Source organism: Nitratireductor mangrovi (assembly GCF_007922615.2).
GTDB lineage: Bacteria > Pseudomonadota > Alphaproteobacteria > Rhizobiales > Rhizobiaceae > Mangrovimarina > Mangrovimarina mangrovi.
The window spans coordinates 1,602,486-1,628,791 of sequence record NZ_CP042301.2 but is presented as its reverse complement, the minus strand read 5'-3'; the positions used below and the strand labels follow the sequence as shown (position 1 = coordinate 1,628,791).

General features: G+C 63.8%; 28 protein-coding genes. 17 read left to right on the top strand and 11 right to left on the bottom strand.

The genetic code is table 11. From position 1 onward, the window contains the following. Positions 1 to 7: 7 nt before the first annotated feature. The 7 genes from FQ775_RS07995 to FQ775_RS07965 are packed head-to-tail and all read left to right on the top strand — an operon-like array spanning position 8 to position 6,246. Positions 8 to 937 carry an AAA family ATPase gene (locus FQ775_RS07995; RefSeq protein WP_146298201.1) on the top strand — a complete coding sequence of 310 codons (930 nt, stop codon included), beginning with the start codon at positions 8 to 10 and terminating at the stop codon, positions 935 to 937. Positions 938 to 953: 16 nt separating this feature from the next. Further along, positions 954 to 2,192, top strand: coding sequence for a vWA domain-containing protein (locus FQ775_RS07990; protein WP_432420049.1), 1,239 nt, complete (start codon positions 954 to 956; stop codon positions 2,190 to 2,192). A 28-nt stretch (positions 2,193 to 2,220) separates the two neighbouring features. Then, a complete protein-coding gene (locus tag FQ775_RS07985; protein WP_146298199.1) occupies positions 2,221 to 2,559 on the top strand; it encodes an XdhC family protein in 339 nt (112 codons plus the stop codon). A gap of 12 nt (positions 2,560 to 2,571) precedes the next feature. Further along, entirely contained in the window at positions 2,572 to 3,282 is a 711-nt protein-coding gene (locus FQ775_RS07980) for an XdhC family protein (RefSeq protein ID WP_146298198.1), read from the top strand. Beyond that, entirely contained in the window at positions 3,279 to 4,889 is a 1,611-nt protein-coding gene (locus FQ775_RS07975) for an NTP transferase domain-containing protein (RefSeq protein WP_146298197.1), read from the top strand. Before FQ775_RS07980 ends, FQ775_RS07975 begins: the two co-directional genes overlap by 4 nt. Positions 4,890 to 4,937: 48 nt before the next feature. After that, positions 4,938 to 5,807: an alpha/beta hydrolase gene (locus tag FQ775_RS07970; protein WP_146298196.1), complete on the top strand. Its 870-nt coding sequence runs from the start codon at positions 4,938 to 4,940 to the stop codon at positions 5,805 to 5,807. A 19-nt stretch (positions 5,808 to 5,826) separates the two neighbouring features. Then, positions 5,827 to 6,246 carry a DUF1330 domain-containing protein gene (locus FQ775_RS07965; protein ID WP_146298195.1) on the top strand — a complete coding sequence of 140 codons (420 nt, stop codon included), beginning with the start codon at positions 5,827 to 5,829 and terminating at the stop codon, positions 6,244 to 6,246. Between the two features lie 12 nt (positions 6,247 to 6,258). Here FQ775_RS07965 and FQ775_RS07960 read toward each other — a convergent pair whose 3' ends face one another. After that, the gene (locus tag FQ775_RS07960; protein WP_146298194.1) at positions 6,259 to 7,293 is read right to left on the bottom strand and encodes a DUF1176 domain-containing protein; all 1,035 of its coding nucleotides are present in this window, start codon (positions 7,291 to 7,293) and stop codon (positions 6,259 to 6,261) included. 213 nt (positions 7,294 to 7,506) lie between these two features. Here FQ775_RS07960 and FQ775_RS23925 point away from each other — a divergent pair, with 213 nt between their 5' ends. From FQ775_RS23925 to FQ775_RS07940, 4 genes are all read left to right on the top strand, one after another. Then, the gene (locus tag FQ775_RS23925; protein WP_246730300.1) at positions 7,507 to 7,971 is read left to right on the top strand and encodes a hypothetical protein; all 465 of its coding nucleotides are present in this window, start codon (positions 7,507 to 7,509) and stop codon (positions 7,969 to 7,971) included. An 85-nt stretch (positions 7,972 to 8,056) separates the two neighbouring features. Further along, positions 8,057 to 8,347: a DUF2218 domain-containing protein gene (locus FQ775_RS07950; protein WP_146298193.1), complete on the top strand. Its 291-nt coding sequence runs from the start codon at positions 8,057 to 8,059 to the stop codon at positions 8,345 to 8,347. Between the two features lie 94 nt (positions 8,348 to 8,441). Continuing rightward, positions 8,442 to 9,497, top strand: coding sequence for an aldo/keto reductase (locus FQ775_RS07945; protein ID WP_146298192.1), 1,056 nt, complete (start codon positions 8,442 to 8,444; stop codon positions 9,495 to 9,497). Positions 9,498 to 9,610: 113 nt separating this feature from the next. Beyond that, positions 9,611 to 11,068, top strand: coding sequence for an amidase (locus FQ775_RS07940; protein ID WP_146298191.1), 1,458 nt, complete (start codon positions 9,611 to 9,613; stop codon positions 11,066 to 11,068). On the opposite strand, the gene FQ775_RS07935 is transcribed toward FQ775_RS07940, so the two are convergent. The 5 genes from FQ775_RS07935 to gloA all read right to left on the bottom strand — a co-directional run bounded on the left by FQ775_RS07935 (position 11,038) and on the right by gloA (position 14,928). Continuing rightward, entirely contained in the window at positions 11,038 to 11,595 is a 558-nt protein-coding gene (locus FQ775_RS07935; protein WP_206064850.1) for a TetR/AcrR family transcriptional regulator, read from the bottom strand. The two genes, FQ775_RS07940 and FQ775_RS07935, sit on opposite strands and share 31 nt — an antisense overlap. 155 nt (positions 11,596 to 11,750) lie before the next feature. Beyond that, complete coding sequence (locus FQ775_RS07930; RefSeq protein ID WP_146298189.1) at positions 11,751 to 12,116, bottom strand: cupin domain-containing protein; 366 nt, start codon at positions 12,114 to 12,116, stop codon at positions 11,751 to 11,753. 115 nt (positions 12,117 to 12,231) lie between these two features. Further along, the gene (locus FQ775_RS07925; protein WP_246730299.1) at positions 12,232 to 12,735 is read right to left on the bottom strand and encodes a Gmad2 immunoglobulin-like domain-containing protein; all 504 of its coding nucleotides are present in this window, start codon (positions 12,733 to 12,735) and stop codon (positions 12,232 to 12,234) included. Between the two features lie 91 nt (positions 12,736 to 12,826). After that, complete coding sequence (locus tag FQ775_RS07920) at positions 12,827 to 14,359, bottom strand: acyl-CoA carboxylase subunit beta (protein ID WP_146298188.1); 1,533 nt, start codon at positions 14,357 to 14,359, stop codon at positions 12,827 to 12,829. A 128-nt stretch (positions 14,360 to 14,487) separates the two neighbouring features. Continuing rightward, a complete protein-coding gene (gene gloA / locus FQ775_RS07915) occupies positions 14,488 to 14,928 on the bottom strand; it encodes a lactoylglutathione lyase (protein WP_146298187.1) in 441 nt (146 codons plus the stop codon). A gap of 342 nt (positions 14,929 to 15,270) precedes the next feature. Between gloA and FQ775_RS07910 the strand changes: the two genes are divergently transcribed. The 4 genes from FQ775_RS07910 to FQ775_RS07895 are packed head-to-tail and all read left to right on the top strand — an operon-like array spanning position 15,271 to position 18,044. Beyond that, entirely contained in the window at positions 15,271 to 15,867 is a 597-nt protein-coding gene (locus FQ775_RS07910; protein ID WP_146298186.1) for a cold-shock protein, read from the top strand. A gap of 15 nt (positions 15,868 to 15,882) precedes the next feature. Beyond that, the gene (locus FQ775_RS07905) at positions 15,883 to 16,392 is read left to right on the top strand and encodes a DUF192 domain-containing protein (protein ID WP_146298185.1); all 510 of its coding nucleotides are present in this window, start codon (positions 15,883 to 15,885) and stop codon (positions 16,390 to 16,392) included. A gap of 30 nt (positions 16,393 to 16,422) precedes the next feature. Continuing rightward, a complete protein-coding gene (locus tag FQ775_RS07900) occupies positions 16,423 to 17,178 on the top strand; it encodes an alpha/beta fold hydrolase (RefSeq protein WP_146298184.1) in 756 nt (251 codons plus the stop codon). Continuing rightward, entirely contained in the window at positions 17,175 to 18,044 is an 870-nt protein-coding gene (locus FQ775_RS07895) for an alpha/beta fold hydrolase (protein ID WP_146298183.1), read from the top strand. Before FQ775_RS07900 ends, FQ775_RS07895 begins: the two co-directional genes overlap by 4 nt. A gap of 6 nt (positions 18,045 to 18,050) precedes the next feature. Here FQ775_RS07895 and FQ775_RS07890 read toward each other — a convergent pair whose 3' ends face one another. Beyond that, entirely contained in the window at positions 18,051 to 21,485 is a 3,435-nt protein-coding gene (locus tag FQ775_RS07890) for a caspase family protein (protein WP_146298182.1), read from the bottom strand. A 156-nt stretch (positions 21,486 to 21,641) separates the two neighbouring features. Here FQ775_RS07890 and FQ775_RS07885 point away from each other — a divergent pair, with 156 nt between their 5' ends. Both FQ775_RS07885 and clpS read left to right on the top strand, forming a co-directional pair. After that, on the top strand, positions 21,642 to 22,052 hold the full coding sequence (locus FQ775_RS07885) for a universal stress protein (RefSeq protein WP_146298181.1): 411 nt from the start codon (positions 21,642 to 21,644) through the stop codon (positions 22,050 to 22,052). 115 nt (positions 22,053 to 22,167) lie between these two features. Further along, positions 22,168 to 22,473, top strand: coding sequence for an ATP-dependent Clp protease adapter ClpS (clpS, locus tag FQ775_RS07880; protein WP_246730297.1), 306 nt, complete (start codon positions 22,168 to 22,170; stop codon positions 22,471 to 22,473). Between the two features lie 62 nt (positions 22,474 to 22,535). Here clpS and FQ775_RS07875 read toward each other — a convergent pair whose 3' ends face one another. The 4 genes from FQ775_RS07875 to metG all read right to left on the bottom strand — a co-directional run bounded on the left by FQ775_RS07875 (position 22,536) and on the right by metG (position 26,289). Continuing rightward, a complete protein-coding gene (locus FQ775_RS07875) occupies positions 22,536 to 23,006 on the bottom strand; it encodes a YbaK/EbsC family protein (protein ID WP_146298179.1) in 471 nt (156 codons plus the stop codon). 27 nt (positions 23,007 to 23,033) lie between these two features. Beyond that, positions 23,034 to 23,855 carry an MBL fold metallo-hydrolase gene (locus tag FQ775_RS07870; protein ID WP_146298178.1) on the bottom strand — a complete coding sequence of 274 codons (822 nt, stop codon included), beginning with the start codon at positions 23,853 to 23,855 and terminating at the stop codon, positions 23,034 to 23,036. Further along, positions 23,852 to 24,643 carry a TatD family hydrolase gene (locus FQ775_RS07865; protein ID WP_146298177.1) on the bottom strand — a complete coding sequence of 264 codons (792 nt, stop codon included), beginning with the start codon at positions 24,641 to 24,643 and terminating at the stop codon, positions 23,852 to 23,854. Before FQ775_RS07865 ends, FQ775_RS07870 begins: the two co-directional genes overlap by 4 nt. A gap of 92 nt (positions 24,644 to 24,735) precedes the next feature. Further along, complete coding sequence (metG, locus tag FQ775_RS07860) at positions 24,736 to 26,289, bottom strand: methionine--tRNA ligase (protein ID WP_146298176.1); 1,554 nt, start codon at positions 26,287 to 26,289, stop codon at positions 24,736 to 24,738. Positions 26,290 to 26,306 lie beyond the last annotated feature (17 nt).

Here is a 26,306-nt window from a genome sequence, read left to right as displayed (position 1 = left end):
AGAAGGCATGTCCCAACCGAAATCGCAGGCACTGCCGCAGTCGATCGACGACACGCTGGCCCTTCTTCAGGGCGCCGACTACGTCGCCGATCGTGCGCTGGCGACAGTGCTCTTCCTGAGCCTGCGTATGGAGCGGCCGCTATTCCTTGAGGGCGAGGCCGGTGTCGGCAAGACCGAGATCGCCAAGGTCCTGGCAAGCGCCCTTGGGCGGCGTCTGATCCGTCTCCAATGCTATGAGGGGCTCGACGTCGCGTCGGCGGTCTACGAGTGGAACTACGCCGCGCAGATGATCGAGATCCGGATGGAGGAGGCGACGGGGCACGTTGACCGCAACGTCATGGAAAAGAATGTCTTTTCCGAAAAATATCTGATCCGCAGGCCGATCCTTGATGCCCTGTCCGGCAAGGACGGCAAGGCGCCGGTGCTTCTGATCGACGAACTCGACAGGACAGACGAGGCCTTCGAGGCGTTTCTGCTCGAAATCCTGTCCGACTTCCAGGTTACCGTGCCTGAACTGGGTACGATCCGCGCTGAAGAGGCGCCGATCGTCATCATCACCAGCAACCGTACCCGCGAAATCCACGATGCACTCAAGCGACGCTGCCTTTATCACTGGGTCGACTATCCCGATGCCGTGCGGGAACTCGAGATCGTGACCCGCAAGGTACCCGAGGCCAACAAGCGCCTGTCGCAGGAGGTGGTCGGCTTCATCCAGCGCCTGCGCCAGGTCGATCTCTTCAAGGCGCCGGGGGTGGCCGAGACGATCGACTGGGCGAGCGCGCTGACCGAACTCGACAAGATAGCGCTCGATCCGGAGACCGTGTCCGACACGATCGGCGTACTGCTGAAATATCAGGACGACATCGCCCGTATCGAGCAGGGCGAGGGCCGCCGCCTGCTCGACGAGGTCAGGGCAGAACTCTCGGACGCCGGCTAGGGCGATGGACGAAATCGTGTCCAAGCCCAGGCGGGCCGCGCCCGATGGCCGCATCGCCGACAACATCGTCTATTTCGCCCGCGCCTTGCGCAAGGCGGGCATGCGGGTCGGTCCGGCTGCGGTCAAGGATGCCATCGAAGCCGTGCTTGCCGCCGGCATCGGCACGCGCGACGACTTTTACTGGACGCTGCATGCTGTGCTGGTGACGCGCCATGAGGATCATGCCGTGTTCGACGAGGCATTCCGGCTGTTCTGGAAGTCGCGCGAACTGGTCGAGAAGATGCTGGCGATGTTTTCGCCTCAAGCTGTCGACAGGCGCGAGAAGGAGAAGCCGCGCACCGCGGAGTCGCGTGTCGCCGACGCCATGTTCGAGGGGCATGAGAAGAACCGTCCGCCGCAGGAAGTTCCCGAGGTAGAGGTTGACGCCCGCCTAACCGCGTCGGCCCGCGAAATCCTTCGCGGCAAGGACTTTTCGCAGATGACCGCGAAGGAACTGGCCGAGGCGAAAAGGGCGATCGCCGATTTGCGGTTGCCCTTCGACCGTGTGCGTACGCGCCGCTGGCGCGCCGATCCGCGCGGTTCGCGAAGCGACCCGCGCGCCATGCTCCGCTCCGGCCTGCGCACCGGCGGCGAGCTGATCCTGCCGAAATTCCGCTCGGTTCGAGAGGTCCACCCGCCGCTGGTCGCACTGACCGACATTTCCGGCTCGATGAGCCAGTACACCCGCATATTCCTGCATTTCCTGCATGCCCTGACCGAGAAGCGCCGCCAGGTGCACAGCTTCGTCTTCGGCACCCGGCTGACCAATCTCACCCGTCAGATGCGTCATCGCGACCCCGACGAGGCGCTGGCGGATTGCGCTGTTGCCGTTCAGGATTGGTCTGGTGGCACCCGCATCGGTCACACGCTCTACGAGTTCAACCGGTTGTGGTCGCGTCGCGTTCTGGGGCAGGGGGCGATCGTGCTTCTCATAACCGACGGGCTGGAGCGCGACGACATCGAACTCCTCGAACGCGAGATGGAGCGGCTCCACAAGTCCTGCCGCCGGCTGATCTGGCTGAACCCGCTGCTTCGCTTCGACGGTTTCGAGGCGCGGGCGCGGGGGGTGCGCGCGATGCTGCCCAATGTCGATGAGTTTCGCGCCGTTCACACACTGAACGCGCTCGAAGATCTTTGCGCCTCGCTCGCCGCGCATGGCTCGCGGGCCGCCGACCCGCGCCGCTATCTCGACCTTGGCAATCGCGCCGCAGCGTGACCATATGTCGATGAGAGGAGAACCGGGAATGGAAAACCTTTCCGCGCTCGACGACGATCGCGACCCGTTGCTGATCGCCGAAAACTGGAAGAAGGACGGCAAGTCTCTGGCCATCGCCACGGTGGTGGAGACCTGGGGTTCGGCGCCGCGTCCGGTCGGCAGCCACCTGGTCATCGACACCGACGGCAATTTCGAGGGTTCCGTTTCCGGCGGCTGCGTCGAGGGCGCGGTCGTGGCCGAAGCCGCCGACGTGATCGAGACCGGCCGGCCACGAATGCTTGAATTCGGGGTGGCCGACGAGACCGCCTGGCAGGTTGGTCTTTCCTGCGGCGGTCGCATCCGGGTTTATGTCGAGCCTCTCGGCTGAGCGGAGCCTGGCATGGACCTGAAAGCGCTGGAAACCCTCAATGCCGAACGGCGCGCGCGGCGCGCGGTCATGCTGGTGACCGATCTTGGCGACGGAAGCGGCCGATTGGTTCGCGAAGGCGATGACCTCGCGGGAGCACTCGGCACCGAGGTCGACAAAGCGTTCCGGTCAGGCAAGTCGGGTACCGTCGAAGTGGAAGGCCGGGCCTTCTTCATCAACGTGCATCTACCCCCGCCGCGCATCGTGGCGATTGGCGCCGTCCATATCAGCCAGGCCTTGGCGCCGATGGCGAGGATCGCCGGCTTCGACGTGGAGATCATCGACCCGCGCACCGCCTTTGCCACGCCGGAACGGTTTCCGGACACGACACTGCACGCCGAGTGGCCGGAGGATGTCCTGAGCCAGCGACCGCTCGACCCTTACACCGCGCTTGCGGCGCTGACCCATGACCCGAAGATCGACGACCTTCCGCTGAAGGCGGCACTGGAGGCTGGCTGTTTCTATGTCGGTGCGCTCGGCAGCCGCAAGACCCACGGCAAGCGGCTCGAGCGACTCGCCGAAGCCGGCGCTTCTCACGCCGCGCTGGCGAGCATCAGCGCGCCCATCGGCCTTGATATCGGGGCAGCCAGCCCCGCCGAAATAGCGGTGGCCGTGCTCGCAGAGATCATTGGAGCACTGCGTTCACGTGGGCTCGCCGCCACGCGGGAAAGTCGGGCGGCATGAAGTTCGGCGCCGTCCCGGTCGGTGAGGCGGAAGGCGCGATCCTGGCCCATGCCACCAGCGCTGGCGGCAAGAGGTTGCGGAAGGGCACACGGCTCGATCGTGCCGAGATCGATCAACTCCGCGCTGCCGGCGTCGAGACGGTGATCGTTGCCGTGCTCGCGGCGGACGATCTCGGCGAGGACAGTGCCGCCACCCGTATCGCCACGGCGCTCGAGACCCGCAACATTGCTACCCGCAAGGCCGCTACCGGTAGGGTCAATCTGCATGCCGACGGGGCAGGGGTGTTCACCGTCGATCGCGCGCTGATCGACGCCATCAACGCGGTCGATCCAGCAATCACCATCGCCACGCTGGCCGAGTTCGCGCCGGTCCGCGCCGGCCAGATGGTTGCGACGGTCAAGATCATTCCCTTCGCTGTGCCGGCGCGCCCGGTTGACGAGGTTGTTGCACTTTGCACCGGACGCGAGGTCTTCGCGGTCCAGAGGTTTTCCCCCAAGCGTGTCGCGCTGGTCCAGACCCGTCTTCCCGGCATCAAGACAAGCGTGCTCGACAAGACGGCGGCGACCACCAGGGCACGCCTTGATCGTTCCGGCAGCACGATCGTCTTCGACCGGCGCGTGCCGCATGAGGAAAGAGCCTTGGCCGCCGCCCTGGGCGACGCGGTCACGGGCAGCGATATGGTGCTGGCCTTCGGCGCGTCCGCCGTCAGCGATGCCGACGATGTCATTCCGGCCGCGATCAGGCTTGCCGGAGGTGCGGTCGAACGCTTCGGCATGCCGGTTGACCCGGGCAATTTGCTGGTCAAGGGGCGTATTGGCGATGTGGTCGTGCTCGGTGCGCCGGGCTGCGCGCGCAGTCCGAAGGAGAACGGCTTCGACTGGGTCCTCGATCGTACGATCGCGGGGCTCGACGTCAGCGAACGCGATATTGCCGGGATGGGCGTCGGCGGCCTGCTGATGGAGATCGCCAGCCGGCCCGAACCACGCGAGAAGGCGACGCGGCCGGTCGACCTCAGGCCGCATGCGATCCTGATGGCGGCGGGCCGGTCGAGCCGCATGGGCGGCGCCAACAAGCTGCTGGCTGCGTTCGATGGCCGGCCGCTGGTCCGGCGCAGCGCCGAGCGCGTCGTCGCGAGTCGCGTCAGGGGAACGGTCGCGGTGCTCGGGCACCAGGCTGGCACTGTCGGCGACGCGCTCGCCGGCGTTTCGCTGACGCGCATCGACAACCCGGACTTCGCCGACGGGCTTTCGACGTCGATCAAGGCCGGCCTCAAGGCGCTACCGGCCGATGCCGCCGGCGCGCTAATCGTGCTTGCCGACATGCCCGAACTGACGACGGCCGACATCGACGAAATGATCGCGGCGTTCGAGCAGAAGGGCGGCCGCGCCGTGGTGCGGGCAACACACAACGGCAAGCGCGGCAATCCGGTGATCCTGCCGCGAGCCTTGTTCGGGGCGGTCGAAAGCCTGGAAGGCGACACCGGCGCTCGCCACCTGGTCGAAAGCGGCCTGGCCGAGGTTATCGATTTCGAGATCGGCCGGGCGGCGACCGTCGATGTCGACACGCCCGAGGCAATGCGCCGGGCAGGCGGCGTGCTTCAGGATTAGGGGTTGACGCCTTGCCATCCGGGCGTCGCGACGGCATGGTCGCGGCCCATGATCAGGCCTGTCGTCCTTGCCGTTTTCCTTGCCGCGGGCCTAGTCGGGCTTGCGTTTCCCTCGCAGGCCGTCGAACTCGCTCCGTACAAGGACAGCCTCTTTGCCTATCCGGCCCTCCTGTCCTCGAGCGATGGCGGCAGGTACCGCGTCGTCGACTACCGCGAAATGCGCGACATCAACGGCCGCGACGCCATCCCGGAACGGCGGGTGAAGGACGATTATGTGTCGTTGCGCGTGCGCGCGAGCCAGCAGCAATATGCACTAGATGGCATTCGCCACTACGCCGTCGGCAAGATCGACGATGCAAGCATCGTGACGATCTATCTGCACGGCCAGGGCGGCAGCCGCAAGCAGGGCGTCGACGACTTCACCTTTGGCGGCAATTTCAACCGCATCAAGAACCTGATGGTCCGCAATGACGGGCTCTATCTGTCGCCGGACTTTCCGGATTTCGGCGAGAGCGGCGAGGCGGCCGTCGCCGCCCTCATCGATTATTATGGCCGCAAGTCGCCGCAGGCCCGGTTCTTTATCGCCTGCGGGTCGATGGGTGGCGCGATCTGCTACAGGCTGGCCGATAACGCTGGCGTCGCCGCCCGTCTTGGTGGCCTCATCCTGCTCGGCTCGCACTGGGATGACGGCTTCATCAACAGCGCCGCGTTCCGGGCCCGGGTGCCAGTCTTCATCGGCCAGGGAAGCCGCGACACCGTCTTTCCGGTCGAAAGGCAGGAGGCGTTTTTTCGAAGCATCCTTGCCGCGGATGCCAACTATCCGGCCCGCTTCGTCCGTTTCGAAACCGGCACGCATGGCACGCCGATCCGCATGACCGACTGGCGCGAAACGCTCAACTGGATGCTTGGCCAGCGCTAGGCATGATCGGAGGAAGGAAATGACCGGTTTTATCGATCCGACACGGGAGATGTTCGGCCAGTTTCGTGGGCTGGACGAGGAAGGCCCGATACACATGTTGAATCTGGTGCGTTTGCGCGACAAGGCGGCTTACCCTGACGGGCGTGAGGCGACCGGCGCCGAGGCCTACGCTGCCTACGGCCGCGAAAGCGGGCCGGTCTTCCGCCGCGTCGGAGGCCATATCGCCTGGTCGGGCGAATTCAAGCTGATGCTGATCGGACCTCAGGACGAGCGTTGGGATCTCTGCTTCATCGCGGAATATCCCTCGGGCGCGGCGTTTGTCGAAATGGTAAAGGATCCCGACTACCAGAGTGCCGTGGTCCACCGCCAGGCAGCCGTCGCCGACTCGCGCCTGATACGTCTGGCGCCGAGAAAGGCGGGAGCGGGCTTCGGTGAATAGACGGCGGCCGGGCTACGGCGCCGAATAATAGTCGAGGATCACCTCCGGATTGATCTCCCCGTCATAGGACGCGTCGACCTCGTATTTGACCAGAACGAACTGGCCGTGACGGAACAGCCATGTTCCGACCGACGACGCATCACCGAGCCCGCGCCACTTGCTGTGTGACGTGATCGTGTAGGTCTGAGGATCGTATGACGAATTCACCAGCCGGTTCTGCTCGTTGAAGCCAATGATACGGATTTCCTCGACCGCGCCTTCGAAATCGTCGTTCTCATAGCGGATATCGAGATCCGGACTGGCGAAATGCAGTTCGCGCACGCCATCGATCTCGTCCGAGATGTAGTAGACGAAGATCTCGTTGTAGGCACCCGCGTCGCAGTAGAACTGCACCAGGCGAGCCTGACGCGTCGGCGCGTCGGCGTCGTCGTAGTCGTAGCGGAACTCGATCGTGTGGCTTTCCGGTTCAGGACGGCTGTTGCCGCCGGGCATGCCACGGCAGGAATCGCCATAGGCCTTCTCGAACAACTCGCGTGCGCGCCTCATGACCGGATCGCCCGCAGGATCGGGCGGCATGTCGCCGCATTGTGGAGGAACGGCATCCTCCAGCGGCTCCGACGCTGTCTCGAGCGATCCTTCCACGATATGCATGGGCTGGAAGGGGTCGCCCTGGATTTGCGGATTGGCGAGCCGCGCCGTGTAGCAGCCGGAAAAGACCTGTTGGGCGCCGCCGGCCTCGGTCGAGCGGATCGCAACGGCAATCTGGTAGAAGGTGCTGCCGGCGGCGCCTTCGGAACTGATATTGCCGACGACAAGATCCACGCTCTCTGTCGTGCTGTAGCCGTCGGCAAAGCTGTCGAGGTCTGGAGCCGGCTTGTCAGCGCCGAAGTAACTCCACGCCCGCGCGTATTCGCGGCGATTGACGGCGTTGTAGTAGGACTGAATCAGGTTTCCAGCGCTTGAGCGATCGTCCTTATACGGCGCGTCCTGGGCTTGAGCGAGAGCCGTAAGGGCCGCGATGACGGCGACGGCGATTGCTGTGCGCATGGTGGTTCCTCCTGCCGCCCGAATCCTTACCGCGCCTTTGCGGCGGCGCTGTGAACTTTCTCGCGCTTCACACGTTGAACAAGAGAATTTTGGCGGGAAAACCAAGGCGGTCGGCCAGTACCTCAATTTCGACCGGAATTTCAGCCAGCTTGTTAATCGATTTCACATAACCTCTCGTGAGGGTGCGTGAGACGAAAGTGGGAGCAGACTGGCGTGAGCGGTTTCTCATCCAGCGAATTTGCGACACTGCTCGATGACCTCATCGCCGCCAAGGCGCGCGAGGAGGACGATGACGGCGCACGTCCGTCGATGCCCTTCGCTTTCGTCCCGTCCAGCGAGGCCGTCGAGACGCTGTGGGCGAACGTTCCCGGCGATGTGGTCGCAAGCCTCTACGCCAGGGACGAATTCCGGACGTTGGGGGAGGCCGCCCCCGGCATCGAAACACCCGAAGATCCGGAATTGCCGCTGCCTCCGGTCGATCCGGAATCGATCGCCGCCGAACTGCGCGCGGCGTACAAGCGCTGGCCGAAGGATTTCGACCGCATCCGGCGCGAGTTCGCTCTCGCCAACCATCCCGACCGCGTCGAGCCGCGCTTGCGCGAGCGCGCGCTGATCCGCATGCAACTCGCGAACATGATGATCGACCGGGCCAAGCGCAACGCCGCAGCGAAACGCTGATCCGAAAACTCGATGAAATCACTCAAATTTAACTTGCCAATTGGCGCATGGCGTCCGATGTCTCCGGCTGAAACTGGAGCTCGAGATGACTGAGAACACCCTGCAATCGACCGCGCGCGTCAGCACGGACAAGGCCAGCCGTTACCTGCAGCAGCTATGCAAACATTTCGGCCACAAGCGGCCGGTCGAATTCACGGCCAAGCATGGCTCGATCGCGTTCGACTTCGGCACATGCACACTGGCAGCCGACGATGCGATCCTGACGATGACGGTCGCGGCTGAGGATGCTGCAAGTCTCGAGCGTATGCGTAACGTGATTGCCAGCCACCTCGAGCGTTTCGCCTTCCGCGAGCCGCCACAGATTGCCTGGACCTGAACGGAGGCCGAGGGGTTTTCGCGAGCGGCCTGCCGGGGTTATAGAGGGCGCGGTGCCTTGCGCACCGTCCGCAGACCATTCCCGGAGAGCCCTGATGGAAAAGCGCCGTATCGGCCGCACCGACCTCCTTGTTTCCAAAATCTGCCTTGGATCGATGACCTGGGGCGAGCAGAACACCGAGGCCGAAGGGCATGCCCAGATGGATCTCGCTTTCGCGCGGGGGGTCAATTTCATCGATACCGCCGAGCTTTATCCGATCCCGCCCAAGGCGGAAACCCAGGGTCGGACAGAGAGCATCATCGGCACTTGGGTGAAGTCGCGGAAGAACCGAGCCGATGTCGTCCTGGCCTCCAAGGTTGTCGGGCGCACCGCCAACGACTGGTTCCGCGGCGGCCGTCCGTCCAAGCTCGTTCGAGCCGATATCTTTGACGCCATCGAGAAGTCGCTGAAGAAGCTTCAGACCGACTATCTGGATATCTACCAGATCCACTGGCCGGAACGGCCGATCCCATGGGGTTCTAACCCGACCCGTGCCGGCCCGCCATCGGAGGCAGGTGGGCCCGATGACGAAACGCCGATCGCTGAAACCCTCGCGGTTTTCGACGAACTGGTGAAAGCGGGCAAGATCCGCCACGTCGGTCTCTCCAACGAGAGTTCCTGGGGCGTTATGCGCTTTCTCGCCGAGAGTGAGCGCGGTGTCGGTCCGCGCGTCGCCTCGCTTCAGAATGCCTACAGTCTCGCCAACCGGACCTTCGAGGTGAATCTTGCCGAGGTCTGCCGACGCGAGGATGTCGGTTTCCTCGCCTATTCTCCGCTGGCACAAGGCTACCTGACCGGAAAATACGATCACGGCGCGCTGCCCAAGGGCTCGCGCAAGCAACTGTTCGACCGCCTGCAGCGCTATGAGAAGCCGAACGCGCTCGAGGTCTACCTGGAGTACAATACGCTGGCGCGCAGCTTCGGCATCGAGCCGGCACTCTTCGCCAACGCCTTCGTCACCCAGAGCCCTCTCGTGACCTCCAACATCATCGGTGCGACGTCGATCCCCCAACTCGAGATGGCACTCGATTCGGCCGATGTCGAATGGACCACGGAGATGCAGGACGCGGTCGACGCGGTGCATCAGCGGGTGGGCAATCCCTGTCCCTGACGATCCGCGAGCGGCTTCGTCACAACTGATCGTCGCCGCGGCACGGCAGGGAAGGTGCTTCATTCTCTCGCCAAAAGGCACTAGCGTGATCGCGGCGAGAGAGGGGAGGTCGCGTGGCTGACAGCAAGCATGGACAAGCGGGCGGGGGCCGTTTCCCGCCACCGGACGAAATCTGCCGGCTTGGCGCGGTCGACCTCGCCGCCGCGATCCGCGAAAAGCGCTTTTCCGTCGCCGAAGTCGTGGCTGCGTTCCTCGATCGCATCGCCGCGGTCAATCCGCACGTGAATGCGATCGTATCGTTGCGCCCGGCCGAGGACCTGCTGGCCGAAGCAGCGGCGGCGGATGATCGCCTCGCGGCGGGCGAGGATGTCGGGCCGCTTTTCGGCGTGCCGATGGCGGTAAAGGATTTGGCGCAGACGAAAGGCCTGCGCACCACGTTCGGCTCGCCGATCTTTGCCTGCCATGTCCCGGAGGTCGACGACTTTTTCGTCGAAAGGCTGCGCAAGGCTGGCGCCATCGTCATAGGCAAGACCAACGTGCCCGAGTTCGGTCTCGGCTCCAATACCTACAATCCGGTCTTCGGTCCGACGCTCAACGCCTTCGATCCGCATCTGACGGCGGGCGGGTCGAGCGGCGGCGGCGCCGTCGCGCTGGCGCTGCACATGCTGCCGGTGGCGGATGGCAGCGACTATGGCGGCTCACTGCGCAACCCGCCGGCCTACAACAATATCTACGGCTTTCGCCCCTCACAGGGTCGCGTCCCGACGGGCCCCAAGCCGGAGAGCTACTACGCGCAGATGGGCATTGACGGGCCGATGGGCCGTAGCGTCCGCGACATGGCCTTGCTTCTGTCCGTGCAGGCTGGGCGCGATCCGCGCGCGCCGCTCTCGCTCTGCGACGACGTTGACTTCCTGGGCGGCCTTGCGCCGGCGGTAAAAGGCAAGCGCATTGCGTGGCTTGGCGATCTCGACGGCCATCTTGCCTTCGAGGACGGCATCCTCGAACTTTGCCATGCCGGCCTCGCAAGGTTCGCCAAGGCGGGTGCGATTGTCGAGCCGCTCTCCTTGCAGTTCGACCTGCCGGCATTGTGGAACGCGTTTGTCACGCTGCGCCACTTCGTCACCGGAGGCGGACTGAAACCGCATTACGACGATCCCGAGAAGCGCGCGCTGCTGAAGCCCGAGGCGATCTACGAGATCGAGGGCGCGCTTGCGCTGACGGCCGACCAGATTTTCGCGGCCTCGCAGACGCGAACGGCCTGGCACCGCTACCTCGTCGATATCTTCGAGGAATGGGACGCTCTGGTTCTGCCCACCGCGCAGGTGTTCCCGTTCCCGTTAGCGCGCCACTGGCCCGACGCTATCGCCGGCCGGCGCATGGACAGCTACCATCGCTGGATGGAAGTCTGCTCCTACGCGACCATGGCCGGCTGTCCGGCGGTCAACGTACCGGTGGGCTTCGACGCCGGCGGACGGCCGATGGGTATGCAGCTGCTCGGGCCCTTGGGCGCCGATCTCGGCGTGCTATGCTTGGCAGCGGCCTATGAAGCGACCGCGACCGACCCAAAATAGAAGTCGAGCATGCTGTCGAGAGGGGCGGGGTCGCGACGCAGCCGGCTGCGCAAGGCAGCGCCTTCCCAGCAATTGACGACCAGATCGGCCATCAGTCGCAGGTTGGCGTCGGCGGGCAGATCACCCCGATCGCGTGCCTCCTCGAAACAATTCGCGATTCGGCTGGCGATCGCGGACAGACATGCCTCGATCCGCTGCTGAAAGACCGGGCTCACTCCGGACAGTTCCTGACCCAGGCCGCCGAGCATGCAGCCGAGATAGCCTTCCGTTTCGTATTTGTCCCGAGTCGATTCAAAGAACTTTCGCACCCGGTCGAGCGGGGCCGTCGCGCAATCGCCGAGCGTATCGTCGAGCCCGTGGTGGACCTCCTCCATATAGCGATCGATCACCTGAAGAGCGAAATCCTCCTTGCTGACGAAGTGATGGTAGAATGACCCTTTCGGCATACCTGTTTCCTTCAGCACCGCCTGGATGCCGAGGTCATTGTATCCGTGCCGGAGGAGCAGACGCAGTCCGGCGTCGAGCATGCGCTGCTTGGAATCGTTCATCTAGGGGTTCCGGTCCGATCCTCTGAGCGAAAATCGACTCAGCCGCTGCGAAGGTCAAGGCCGCCCCGCTTGTCGCGGGGCGGCTGTTCACGCTGGCCGCGCCGGTATCCGGCGATCGCGGGATGTGGCAAACTTCAATGCAGGTGTTCCGGCGGGGCGAAGAGGATCAGTTCAACGCGGCTGTCCCCTTCGACGTGGGCGTCGTGGCCCGGCGGGATCTCGAAAAAATCGCCGGGCGCGATTTTCGTACTTGCGCCGGTGTCGAGCATGCGGACCACGAGAGTGCCTGCGATGCAATAACCCGTGTGATGCATCGGGCAGGAGTCCGGATTGCCCAGAAGCGGCTTCTCGTCCTTTTGCCACGTCCAGCCGGGTTCGAAGACCGCATGCATGCCGGTTGCCCCCGTCGCCATCTTCACGATGGCTATGCCGCCGGATTCCTTCATGTCGAGCAGGTCGTCCGGTTTGTCGAAGCGTCGCGTCTCAATTGCTGTTGTCACGAGTGCTCTCCTCCGTTCGAGTTAGAATAGACCGGTCGGTCCAATTGGAGCGTCACATAGGATATGGCCCGGGTCAACACGCCGGGACATAAGAAACTCATCGCTCGGGCGTTGCTCAGGCCCCGATCGGAACCTTCAGCTCCTGGCCGACGAAGATCAGATTCGGATCGCTGATCAGCTGCGGATTGGCACGGGCAATGAGCGCAAACTGGCTCGGATCGCCATAATTGTCGCGGGCGATCTTCGACAGCGTGTCGCCTGGCGCGACCACGTGGATGCGGTAGCCGACATAGTCCGTCACGATGCGCGGACCAAAGATGACCGGGACGATCGCCTTGTTGACCTCGGAACCGTCGCGAGCGCTTTCCTCGTAGACCTCGACGAACAGCCGATCGAGCTGGAACGCCGCATTGCCGATGGCCGCCGCGACATGGAACTGGCCGTGCTCGCCGGTGCCGCCGCCGACGTTGAAGAAGCCGGTGCGTTCGTCATGGCCGTCATGGACGCGCCAGTTGAGCGTGGCCTCGAAGCCGCTGCCGATACCGGCGATCAGAACGGGATCACCGACCAGATCGAAAGGCTGCGGCTGCTGGATGATGTTCTTCACAATCGTCGGCATGTCGACACCTCCATGCCGCCAGCATAGCCTGCAGACGAAAGCACTCTGCGACGCATTTCACTGACGGCGCGAAACCACAGGTGCCCGGTCGTCAAAGCGGAATATTGTCGTGCTTCTTCCAGGGGTTGTCGAGGTTCTTGTTGCGGAGCATGCGCAGGGCCCGCGCTACGCGCTTGCGGGTCGAGTGCGGCATGATCACCTCGTCGACATAGCCGCGCTCGGCGGCGACGAAAGGCGACAGGAAGCGGTCCTCGTACATCTTGGTGTGCGCGGCGATCTTCTCGGGATCCTTGATATCCTTGCGGAAAATGATCTCGACCGCGCCCTTGGCGCCCATCACGGCGATCTGCGCCGAAGGCCATGCGTAGTTGATGTCGCCACGCAGATGTTTTGACGCCATGACGTCGTAAGCGCCGCCGAAGGCCTTGCGCGTGATGATGGTGATCTTCGGCACGGTCGCTTCGGCGTAGGCGAACAGCAGCTTGGCGCCATGCTTGATCAACCCGCCATACTCCTGCGCGGTCCCCGGGAGGAAGCCGGGCACATCGACGAAGGTGACGATCGGGATGCTGAAGCAGTCGCAGAAGCGCACGAAACGGGCTGCCTTGCGGCTGGCATCGGAATCGAGCACGCCGGCCAGGACCAGTGGCTGGTTGGCGACGAAGCCGACAGTGCGGCCCTCGACGCGGCCGAAGCCGGTGACGATGTTCTTGGCGAACGACTGCTGGATCTCGAAGAAATCCGCTTCGTCGCAGATCTTCAGGATCAGTTCCTTGATGTCGTAAGGCTTGTTGGCGTTGTCGGGCACCAGGCGGTCGAGCGAAAAGTCCGGTTCCTCTGCAGGCTGATGAAACTCGATCTCGGGGATCGGCGCAGTGTTGGACGTCGGCAGAAGGTCGATGAGCCGACGCATCTGCAACAATGCCTCGACGTCATTGTCATAAGCGCCGTCGGCGATCGACGATTTCACTGTGTGCACGGTCGCGCCGCCGAGTTCCTCGGCGGTAACGGTCTCGTTGGTCACCGTCTTGACCACATCGGGGCCGGTGACGAACATGTAGGAGGTATCGCGCACCATGAAGATGAAGTCGGTCATGGCCGGCGAATAGACGTCGCCGCCCGCGCACGGACCCATGATGACGGAGATTTGCGGGATCACGCCGGAGGCAAGAACATTGCGCTGGAAAATCTCCGCATAGCCGCCCAACGCCGCGACCCCTTCCTGGATGCGGGCGCCGCCGGCGTCGTAGATGCCGATGACCGGCGCCCGGTTCCGGAGCGCCATGTCCTGGACCTTCTGCACCTTCTCGGCGTGTGCTTCGGAAAGCGAACCGCCGAAAACCGTGAAGTCCTTGGCGAACACGAAAACGGTGCGGCCGTTGACCGTGCCCCAGCCAGTGACGACGCCGTCGCCGGCGACCTTGGTCTTCTCCATGCCGAAATCGGTCGAACGGTGTTCGACGAACATGTCGAACTCCTCGAACGAACCCTCGTCCAGAAAGATGTCGATGCGCTCGCGGGCCGTCAGCTTGCCGCGCTTGTGCTGCGCGTCGATCCGCTCCTGTCCGCCGCCCATGCGGGCGACGCTGCGGCGGCGTTCAAGCTCTGCCAGAACTTCCTTCACGAACGATCCTCCCCTCGTGGCCGTCTTCCGAAGGTTCGGTCTAGCACGCGGACCGATGTTGGCAAGCTTGGCGCTTGGGCCGGCGGCACAAAACCCTGCTCACACCGGGTTATTGCCAACCAGCGCTCTCACCAGGTGCCGACATTGGGCATGGACGCCCAGGGCTCCTTGACCGGGAGCGACGCGCCTTCCTGGAGCAGCTCGATCGAGATGCCGTCCGGCGATTTGATGAAGGCCATGTGGCCGTCGCGGGGAGGGCGGTTGATGGTCACCCCCTGGTCCATCAACCGTTGGCAGGTCTCGTAGATGTCATCGACCTTGTAGGCGAGATGGCCGAAATTGCGACCGCCCTGATAGTCTTCGGGATCCCAGTTGTAGGTCAGCTCCAGTTCCGGCGCGCGTGACGCGGCCGAGGCCGACTTGTCCTTCGGCGCTGCGAGGAAAATAAGGGTGAAACGGCCCTTGTCGTTCTCCATTCGCCGCACTTCTTCCAGGCCAAGCTTGTTGCAGTAGAAGTCGAGCGACTTGTCGACATCGGCGATCCGGACCATGGTGTGCAGATAGCGCATTGCAGTTCCTCGCAGCTGATCTTGAAAAGCGGTGCAGCCGATATGGCGCGCGTTTCCCCCATTGGCAACCTCGCATGCGCGGCGGCTGCAGGGACCAAGCAAGCAATCTGCCCGCGCAAAGCAATATTGATTCGGGACTTCGACGGCCGAAAGCTGTACGCGTGCGCTGGTCCGGGGCCTCGAACGGACGTAAGCGGAGCCGCGAGACGCGCGAAGCTTGCGCGGGGCTTGATAGAACTGCCTATAACCTTAAAAAAATGGCGGCGGCCTGCTGACAGTCTCCGGCAGGGTGTTATCCTGCCTTCCAGAATCAGTTTGTTTCGCGACGGAAGGTGCGTTCGAATGGGGGACAAGTCCTCTTCGGAGGGGCGGGACGCCGTCAGGGCTGGCGCGCTGAGCGCCACCGACAGCAGCCAATCTGCCGACCTGATCGAGATCGCCGGGGCGATCAAGTGGTTCGATGTCGCCAAGGGGTATGGCTTCATCCTGCCGGACGAAGCCGGCTATGGCGACGTCCTGATCCATGTAACCTGCCTGCGCCGTGACGGCTTCAGCACTGCGATGGAAGGCGCGCGTGTCGTCTGCCTGATCCGCCGCGGCGAGCGCGGTTTCCAGTGCTTCAAGGTTCTGTCGATGGACATGAGCACGGCAACTCACCCGCAGGATCAGACCGAGCAGCGAACCCGCAACGCGGTACCGCCGGAGAGTGGTATCGAGCGCGCCATCGTCAAATGGTTCAACCGCACCAAGGGCTTCGGCTTCCTGACCCGTGGCGAAGGGACAGAGGACATCTTCGTCCACATGGAGACGTTGCGCCAATATGGCATTGCGGAGCTTCGGCCGGGGCAAGTCGTGCTGGTGCGATTCGGTCGTTCCGACAAAGGCCTTATGGCTGCCGAAATCTACCCCGATGTTGGGACGTTGCCGCTCACAAACTGACCGGACGTCCCGGCCATGCACCTGATTCTCCGACCTGCGCTTGCGCTGGTACTGTTGGCCATCTCGGCGCTGCTCGCGCCACTTCCCGAAACGGCCACGGCCCAAACCGGCCAGCGCGCGCTCACATTGCCCGTGCACGCCAGCGCGCTCGTCGTGGAGACGTCTGGCGGACCACGGTCCTTTGCCGTCGAGATAGCCGATACCTCCGAAAAGCGCAGCCGCGGCCTCATGTTCCGCCAGTCCATGCCGGCCGATCGGGGCATGCTGTTCGTGTTCGAGGAAACGCGCCCGGTCGGCTTCTGGATGCAGAATACCAGCCTTCCGCTCGACCTCGTCTTCATCGCGGAGGACGGCACGGTTCGCGGTATCCGCCAGGGGACGCCGTTTTCCACCGACCTGATATCGAGCAGGGGCGCGGTGAGATTTGTTCTTGAACTGAACGAAGGCATTGCGCAAAAGACAGGGATTGCCGTCGGAGACCGCGTCCGCCATCCCGTGATCGACAGGGTTGCGCGGCCCGGCTGATCCGGCACGAGGAGATCGCCCGGATCGCGCATGCAGACATTCCACCACGACGGCTTCGACCTGGCGTTTATTGACGAAGGCGAGGGGGAACCGGTCCTCCTCATTCACGGCTTTGCCTCCTCAATCGGCGTCAACTGGGTTTCGCCGGGCTGGGTGAAGGCCCTTGTGGAAGCCGGCCACCGGGTTGTCGCGATCGAAAATCGCGGCCATGGCCAATCGACCAAGAGCTACGACCCGGCAGATTACCGGCCGGCCAAGATGGCGGCGGACGCCGCGGCACTTCTCGATCATCTCGACATCGCCCGTGCTCATGTGATGGGCTATTCGATGGGGGCCCGGCTCGCGGCCTTTGCAGCGCTTGGCGCTCCCGCCAAGGTTGCAACGCTGGTGTTCGGCGGGCTCGGTATCGGCATGGTGGAGGGGGTGGGAGACTGGGATCCCATCGCCCGCGCGCTCGAGGTCGACGATCCGGCGACGATTACCGGGCAGCGTGCCAGGATGTTCCGCGCCTTCGCGGATCAGACCAGGAGCGACCGCCGCGCGCTTGCGGCCTGCATAGAGACATCGCGCGAACTCCTCACCGAGGAACAGGTGGCGGGGATCACGCAGCCGACGCTCGTCGCGGTCGGCACCACCGACGACATCGCCGGCGCGCCGGCTCCGCTCGCGGCGCTGATGCCCAACGCGGCCGCTTTCGCCATCGAAGGCCGTGACCACATGCTTTCGGTAGGCGATCGCACCTTCAAGAAGCGCGTGCTGGAATTCTATCGGGAGAATCCGCTTTGAGCGAGCCGCATGGCATCGAGTTCGCCGGAGTCGAAAACAACCGCATCGCGGCCAGCCTGTGGGACGGGCGAGGGCATCCCGTGCTGTTCTTTCATGGGGGCGGGCAGACGCGGCGCGCATGGGATCTGACGGCCCGCCGGGTCGCCATGGAAGGCATGAGGGCAATTACTGTCGATCTGCGCGGTCACGGCGAAAGTGCCTGGGTCGAAAGCGGCAACTATCGCTTTTCCGATTTCGCCGCCGATGTCGCGGCGATCATCCGGCAGACGGCGGAACGCTTCCATGCCGCGCCGTCGGCGGTCGGCGCCTCGCTCGGCGGCCTGTCATCGCTCGCCGCGGAGACACAGTCCGGACCTTTGCTTGAATCGCTCGTCCTGGTCGACATTACCCCGCGCATGGACCCGGACGGCGTGGCGAAGATCCAGGGCTTCATGGCCGAGCGCATGGATGAAGGTTTCGCAACGCTGGAAGAGGCGGCTGACGCGGTCGCGTCCTACCTCCCACATCGGCCGCGTCCACCATCGCTGGAGGGATTGCGCAAGAACCTGCGGCTTTGTGACGACGGGCGCTTTCGCTGGCACTGGGATCCGGCCTTCATGCGCGGCGACAACAACATCAACAGCAATGCGCGCGAGTTCGCCGAAGGCCTCATGGGAGGCATTCCCGATTTGCATCTGCCGGTGCTTCTGGTGCGCGGGATGAATTCCGAACTCGTGCAGGAGGATTTCGTGCGCGAGTTCGTTGACCTCGCGCCGAACGCGTCCAGTGTCGATGTCAGCGGGGCAGGGCACATGGTCGCCGGTGACAAGAACGACCTCTTCTGCGACGCCGTGCTGGATTTCCTGACCGACCGCGAGGCTGCCTGATCGAGGCTACTGCTGGAGCTGCTCGATCTGGCCGGCAAACCACGCAACATCGTTTTGCCAGACCGACCACGCCGGATACTTGGCTACCAGATCGGTCATGATCCGGTGCCCTTCGCGCAGATGTTCGATCGCTTTCGACGGCTCCTGCTCGGCGCGATAGATCAGCGAGAATTTCGCGTGGCTGACCGCGATGTCGCGCTGCCAGTCGGGATTCGCGGGATCGGCCTCGGCCAGTTCGTCGATCAGAACCGCGCGCGCCTCGTATTCAGCCATCGCATCCGCATACTGCCCCTTCTCATAATAGACGTCGCCGATCTTCTCGTGCGCGATCGCCACGTCGCGCTTCCAGGTGACGTTGAGCGGGTCGGAGGCATGAAGCTCCTTGCGGATGTCTAGGCTGGCACGCTGATGCTCGAGCGCGCCGTCAAGGTCGTTTTGGGCGATCAGCACCTTGCCGACTTTTTCGTGCGAGAGCGACAGGTCGCGCAGCCATGACCGATTGTGCTCGTCCATGGCGACGAGCCGCTCGGCGATCTCCTTTCGGTTCTGGTAGCTTTCCAGTGCGCCCGGCAGGTCGTTCAGTGCAAACAGCGCGTTGCCGATCTTTTCGTCGGCAATGGCGAGGTCACGCAGCCACACCGTGTTCTGGGGGTCGCGCTCGATCAACTCCTCGGTGGACTTGCGGCTTTCGCGCAGCGTGTCCAGGGCTTCCTGGTATTTTCCCTGCTGCAGCATGATGTCGGCGAGGCGCCCCAGTGCTACCGTCACGTCGCGTTGCCACACCGCATTGTGCCGATTGGAATCGGCCAGTCCCTTGATGATGGCATGCGCGCGCTCGAGTTTTTCGCGCGCCGGCTCCAGCCGGCCGAGGCTGATCTCGGCGTCGGCCACATACCAGAGGCCGGCATAGAGATCAAAACGCCAGCCGGCGTTCTGGGGATCGATCGCGACGAGTTCCTCGCGGATCACCAGGCTGGCATTGTGAGCTTCCAGAGCTCGCACGAGATCACCGGTCGCCGCCCTGATGCGCCCGATGCGCTCATTGGCGGTCGACAGATCGCGCTTCCAGGTGACGTTCAGTTTGTCCTTTTCGGCCAGTTCCCGGGCCATTTCGGCGCGGCGCGAATACGAGGCCAGCGCGCCGGCCAGATTGCCCTGCGCCACCAGGACGTCGCCGATCTTTTCGTGCGAGAGCGACCAGTCACGCTTCCACACAAGGTTTTCCGGATAGGCTTGTGACAGCGAGGAGATGATCTTCTCGGCGGTGGAGAACGCGGTGAGGGCGGCCGAGAGATTGCCTTGCGAAACGCGGATGTCGCCGATGCGGTTGAAGACAACCGAATAGTCACGCCGCCACACCGCATTGTCCGGGTCGCTGGCAACCAGTCCGAGCAGGATGTCACGCGAGCGTTCGAGCTTCTCGATGGCACTCGCCAGCCGGCCGAGATTGACCTCGACATCGGCGACGTTCCAGAGCGAGCCGTTTACGTCGAAGCTCCAGTTCGTGTTGTTGGGATCGCCCTGGGCAAGCTTGTCGCGGATGGCGAGCGCCTTTTCGAAGGCGGCGAGGGCTTCCGTCAGATCGCCCTGGGCAAAAAGCACCGACCCGATGCGGGTGGCCGAATAGGCAAGGTCGCTTTGCCATTCGGTGTTGTTGGCGTTGCTTTCGGCAAGCTTGTTCACCGGCTCGGCGCCTTTCTTGAACGCCGCCAGCGCGGCGCCGAGATTGCCCTGGTTCTTCAGGATGTCGCCGACCTTGCCCCAGGCCACGCCGAGATCCCGCTGGAACAGCGTGTTGCCCGGGTCGGATTCGGCAATCTCGATGGCCGCATCGAGGCGCCTCTGGAAGGCATCGAGAGCGCCGGCAAGGTCGCCGGTGCTCAAGAGTACGTTGCCGATGCGTTCGAAAGCGACCGAACGGTTGCGGATGGCGTAGATGTCGTCCGGATGATCCTGAAGATAGGTTTCCGAGACGCTGGCGGCGGCGTGATAGAATTCCAGCGCCCGGTCGAGCCGCCCCTGTGACTTGATGATATCGCCCTGGCCGAACGCCGCCCAGATGCGGTTGCTGATCTGGTCGTTGTCGCGTGCGCGGGCGCTTGCCTCGCGAAACGCGCGCAGGGCCTGGGTCGTCGAACCGGCGTCGCGCGAGGTGTAGGCGTAGTTCATCCAGGTCTGGATATCGTCGGGGTCCAGTTCCGCCGCCTGGCCGTAATAACGCGCGGCCTTGCCGACATCCTTGGGCCAGGCGAGGGAAGCGATGTGGCGGGCTGCGTCGGCGGCCTCCTTGCGCTGGGCCGCCTCGATCTCGGCTGCGGCACGCGCCTGCGTTGCCCGGGTCTCCAGCACCTCGTTGAAGAGTTCCTCGGCCGCGGTCTCATTGCCGTTGCGCAGCAGCGCCAGCGCGCGCTCTGCACGGTTGTCGTTGCGCTCGATCAACGCCTTGCCGGCCTTGGCGATGCCGTCGAGGATGCGCTGCCGGTCCTCGGGCGACAGGTTCTGGTTGCCGTCAAGGCCGGCGCTGCGCACATAGGCGGCGCCGATTTCGGCCAGTTCCTGGTTGCGTTCGTTTTCGCTCCGCAATTTCTCGACTTCGATGCGCAGGGCCGCGGCCTGCGGGTCGTTGCTGCAGGCGTCGCCCGACAGGCAGGCCTCCGGTGCGCCGCCGCGGATCAGGATTTCCGGAATCTGGGTGAAATTCGCCGCTGTCGTACGCTCGATGACGCGTTTGGTGACACGGTCGAGCATCTGCGCGAACGGTGCCTGCGGTTCGTTCTCCATCCAGTGGAAGAGCGCTTCGGCGAAAGGCGAATGCGCGCCGGGCACGCCATCCTGTGCCAGTTGCCCAGCACGGGTCGACGTGATCAGCAGGAAGCGCGAGGCGCTGTCGGGCACGGCGAAACTGTCGAAGGAGAGGGGCCTTGCGCCCCTGTCCAGGCATTGCTGCGCCTGGAACGGATCGTTGCGGCAGGCATCCAGGATGACGATCTTCTGCTGGGCGCCTTCCATCGCCTCCAGCACGTCGTCGAGCAGGACTTCGCGCCGCGCCTTCCACGTGCCGCAGGAAATCTCCATGTCGACCGGCGCAAGGACATTGCCTTCCGCCGTCTGCATGCCGTGGCCGGCGTAAAACACCAGCGCGACGGACGCGCCGTAGGCGAGTTCCTCGAAATCCTCGAGTGCGTCGTTGAGCCCGGAGCGGTCGAGATCGAAGCATCCGGGCTTGTCATCGTCGCAACTCATCACCTCGAAGCCGTGATCGAGAAGCGTCTCGGCGAGCCGCGTCGCGTCGCCGACGGGATTGTTCAGCGACGACATCTTTTCATAGGAGTTGTTGCCGATGACCAAGGCAACACGCCCAGCCGCGCCGGCCAGCGTCGTCTGGCCGGCGACAATTGCTGCCGTCACTATGCCGAGCGCCAATACGCGTCGTAGCATCATCACAACACCCCAAAACCCGGCAACAGGCGACTATAGCATATGGGCAAGAAGATGACCAAAGCGACCATGCACTGAAGAGGCAATGTTGATCCATCGCAAGGAAGTGGCGCGGTGGATCGGGAACACTCGCGGGAAGAACCGCAAGGAGTCCCCATCATGTATGACACCATTCTTGTTCCGATCGATCTCGCGGACAGAGCGAAGGCGGACAAAATGATCGATGTCGCTCGCCGGCTTTCCAACCGGAATGCGCGGATCGTGCTCGCCCATGTTGTCGAAGACATCCCGACCTTTGTTGCCGCCGAATTGCCGGGCGGTATCATGGAGCGGTCGCGTGAGGAAGCGACCACGGCGCTGAGAGAGATTGCCGAGAAGACCGAGCTTGCAGCCGAAATCGACGTGCGTACCGGCCAGGCTGCCAGCGGCATCCTCGCCATTGCGAAGGAGCGGGGTGCCGACGCCATCGTGATCGCCTCGCACAGCCCGGGGCTTCAGGACTACCTGATCGGGTCCACGGCCGGGCGTGTTGTCCGCCACGCGGCCTGTTCGGTGCATGTTCTGCGATAGGCGGCTGCCGCATGCAGGTGCTTGCAGAGCTGGGGGGCGGCGCGGCATAATTGTCGGCGCCGCCACAAGGCGCATTGTCGCATTGGCGCGACAGGCCAACCTGCAGGCATCGGAAGTGAGCGATAGCGACACCAGGCTTCGGACGAAAGCGCGCCGGAAGACCCAGCGTCCCAAGCTGCACAAGGTCATTCTGGTCAATGACGATTTCACGCCGCGCGAGTTCGTGGTTGCGGTGTTGAAGGCGGTGTTCCGCGTCAACGAGGACCAGAGCTACAGGATCATGATGACCGCGCACCGTCGCGGTGTCTGCGTCGTTGCCGTCTACACCAAGGATGTCGCCGAGACCAAAGCCAGCGAGGGCACCGAGGCTGGCAAGGCGGCCGGCTATCCGCTCATGTTCACGACAGAGCCGGAAGAATAGGGTTTCGCCGCGTCAATGGAAGTCGCATAAGATAGATTATGGAACTTGCGGCGGCTTGCTGTTCAGGCCGAAATATCCGCGATCCGTGCATTCGCCGCCTTCAGTAAGGCACTAGGCTCGCAGGAAAAGACCGCGTCGTGCGCGCCCGCCGCCGCCCAGACGAGGTCGTGATCTTCGAACGCACGGTCGGCAAATGCCGATATCGGAATTGTATGGCCGATCGGTGAGACGCCGCCAATGGCAAACCCGGTTCTTTCGCGTACCAGCCGTGGATCGGCCCGCAGCAGCGTTTCGCCGGCGAGCGCTGCCGACTTTTCGGCATCGAGCCGTCGGTCGCCTGGTACCAGGAAGAGGAAAAGTTCGCCCGTCCGTTCACCCTGGAAGATCAGCGACTTGACGATCTGTCCGACACCGACGCCGCATTGGGCGGCCGCATCCTCGGCGGTCCGCGTCGATTCGCCCACGCGCCGGATCTCGATCGCCAGACCGGCAGCCAACGCGGCGTCACGCACACGATCGATGCTCTTGGCCATGGAAATGCTCCTTGAAAAACATAAGCTTCAAACAGGAAGCTCGATCACCATGCCATCGTAGCCGGGCTCGACATTCTCGGGTGTCTCGCGCATCACGGTTTCATAATCGAGCGGCACGTGCATATGGGTCAGCACGGCTTTTCGCGGGGCCAGCCGCGCGATCCAGGCCAACGCCTCGTCAAGCGAGAAATGCGACGGATGCGGCCGGTACTGCAAGGCGTCGATGACCAACAGGTCGAGATCGAACAGGCGATCCGACGTGTCGGGTGGAAAGTCGTTGACGTCGGGACAATAGGCGATGTTGCCAATACGAAAACCAAGTGAGACGATCTCGCCATGGATCTGCGGCAAGGGCTCGAAGGTCAGCGGACCGCCCTCGCCGTCGATCGTCATGGACTCATCGTGCGCGATCTCATGCGGCCTAACGATCGGCGGATAGCTGCTGCCCGGCGGGGTTTCGAAACAATAGCCAAAGCCTTCGCGCAGCCGTGCCAGCGTCGGCCGATCGGCGTAGATGTCCATCAGCCGACGCTGCTCGATGACGTAGCCGCGAATATCGTCAATGCCATGGATGTGGTCGGCATGCGCGTGCGTGTAGATTACGGCATCGAGGCTCCTGACGTTCGCGCGAACCATCTGCTCGCGAAAATCGGGGCCGGTGTCGATGGCGACACGCGTTGTCGCGCCGCTGCTGGCGATGCGCTCGACAAGCGCAGCCGTGCGCAGGCGGCGGTTGCGAGGATTGGCCGGATCACAATTGCCCCAATCACCGGTGATGCGCGGCGCGCCCGGCGACGAACCGCAACCGAGAATGGTCAGCCGTAGCCGGGCGCCATCGCCGTCGTTCATCCGCTGCTGCTCGCGTGCGGAACCTTGGTGAACAGCCGAAAGAAGTTCTCGGTCGTCTGTCTCGCTACTTCTTTCTCGGTGACGCCCAGCGTATCGGCGAGCACCTTGGCCGTGTGCACGACAAAAGCCGGCTCGTTGCGTTTGCCGCGATGCGGTGGAGGCGCGAGATAGGGCGCGTCGGTCTCGACAAGCAGCCGCTCATGCGGCAGGTCGCGGGCAATGGCACGCAGCTCGTCCGATTTCTTGAAGGTCAGAATACCCGAGAACGACACATAGCCGCCAAGGCGGATGCCGGTTTCGGCGAGCCCGCGTCCGGAGGAAAAACAGTGCAGGATGAAGGGGAAGGCCCCCTTCCCCGTCTCCTCCTCGAGGATTGCGGCAATGTCGTCATCGGCGTCGCGCGCATGGATGACGAGCGGCAGCCCGCTCAGACGGGCCGCCGCGATGTGGCGCCGAAAGCCTTCCGCCTGCGCATCGCGCGGCGCCTTGTCGTAGAAGTAGTCGAGGCCAGCCTCGCCGATCGCCACCACCTTGGGGTGCGCCGAAAGCCGCACGAGTTCGTCAACGGTGATGCCGGTCTCCTCACCGGCATTGTGGGGGTGTGTGCCGACCGAGCAAAAAACGCTGTCGTAGGTCTCGGCGATCGCCCTGATCTGGTCGAAGCGCTTTACCCGGGTGGAGATCGTCACCATCAATCCGACGCCGGCCGCGACTGCGCGCGCGACCACGTCGTCGCGCTCGGGTGCGAAATCCGGAAAGTCGAGATGGCAATGGCTGTCGATCAGCATGAGGAAGGGCCGCTCGCTTGGGGATTGGGGCCGCCATCGACTTGGCTAGGTCAGCTGGCGGCCACCGGGATGGTGAAGGGGCGGACGCGCCCTTAGCTCTCGATGCGCTCCTTCTCGACGTAGCGCGGAAAGACCGGCGTTGGAGGCGGCAGCGCCACTCCCGCGACCAGGGCGGCCTTGTCGCCGAGATCGGCAAATGTGCGTTTGTCGGCTGGAACCGCGAGCAGATCGAGGAGCTTGCCCGCCGAACCCGGAATGAAGGGTTGGCACAAAAGAGCAACCCGCCTTACCGTCTCGGCGGTCACATAAAGCACGGTCTCCATCCGCTCAGGATCGGTCTTTTTCAGGGCCCATGGCTCCTGCGTGGCGAAATAGCGGTTGGCATCGGCCACGACGCTGAAGATTGCCGCCAGCGCGGCATGGATCGCCTGGGTTCCGATCGCTCTGCGCGCCGTGTCCAGCGCGGCGGCGCACTGGTCGAGTATCGCGCGGTCGGCTTCGCTCAGTTCACCCTTCGACGGCACCTTGCCGTCGCAGTTCTTGGCGATCATCGACAGCGAACGCTGCGCCAGGTTGCCAAGGTCGTTGGCGAGGTCAGCGTTCGAACGGTTGACGATGGCGTCGTGGCTGTAGCTGCCGTCCTGTCCGAACGGCACCTCGCGCAGGAAGAAATAGCGCACCTGATCGAGCCCGTAATGATCGATCAAGGCGAACGGATCGACGACGTTGCCGACCGATTTCGACATCTTCTCGCCGCGGTTGAACAGGAAGCCGTGGGCATAGACGCGCTTCGGCAGCGGAATGCCGGCCGACATCAGGAAGGCCGGCCAGTAGACGGCGTGAAAGCGGACGATATCCTTCCCGATCAGGTGGATGTCGGCGGGCCAGTATTGCCAGTTCGAGGCGCTTTCGTCCGGATAGCCGGCCGCGGTGATGTAGTTGGTCAGCGCGTCGACCCAGACATACATGACGTGCTTTTCGTCGCCGGGCACCGGTACGCCCCAACTGAAGGTCGAGCGCGAGACCGACAGGTCCTTGAGGCCCGATTTCACGAAGCTGATCACCTCGTTGCGGCGTTCGGCCGGGCCGATGAAGTCGGGATTGGCTTCGTAATGCGCGAGCAGGCGGTCCTGATAGGCCGACAGGCGGAAAAAATAGGTCTCTTCCTCGTTCCACTCGACCTCAGAGCCCAATGGTTCGCGTCGTACCCCGTCCTCGCCGACCGTCGTTTCGCTTTCGTCGAAATAGGCTTCCTGGCGCACGGAGTACCAGCCGGTGTAGCGATCGAGGTAGATGTCGCCATTGGCCGCCATCTTCTGCCAGATCGCCTGGCAGGCGCGCCGGTGGCGCTCTTCGGTGGTGCGGATGAAGTCGTCGTTCGAAGTGCCGAGCGCTTCGACCATGGTCCGGAAGATCGCCGAGTTGCGGTCGGCGAGCGCCTGCGCGGAAATTCCTTCCTTGTCGGCGGTCTGCTGCATCTTCATGCCGTGCTCGTCCGTGCCGGTGAGGAAAAAGACCTCACGGCCGTCCAGCCGGTGAAAGCGCGCCAGCGCATCGGTCGCAATCACCGTATAGGCATGCCCGATATGCGGCTTGCCGTTCGGGTAGAAGATCGGAGTCGTCAGATAGAATTTTTCGCGGGACATCGACAAAAGGAGTTCCA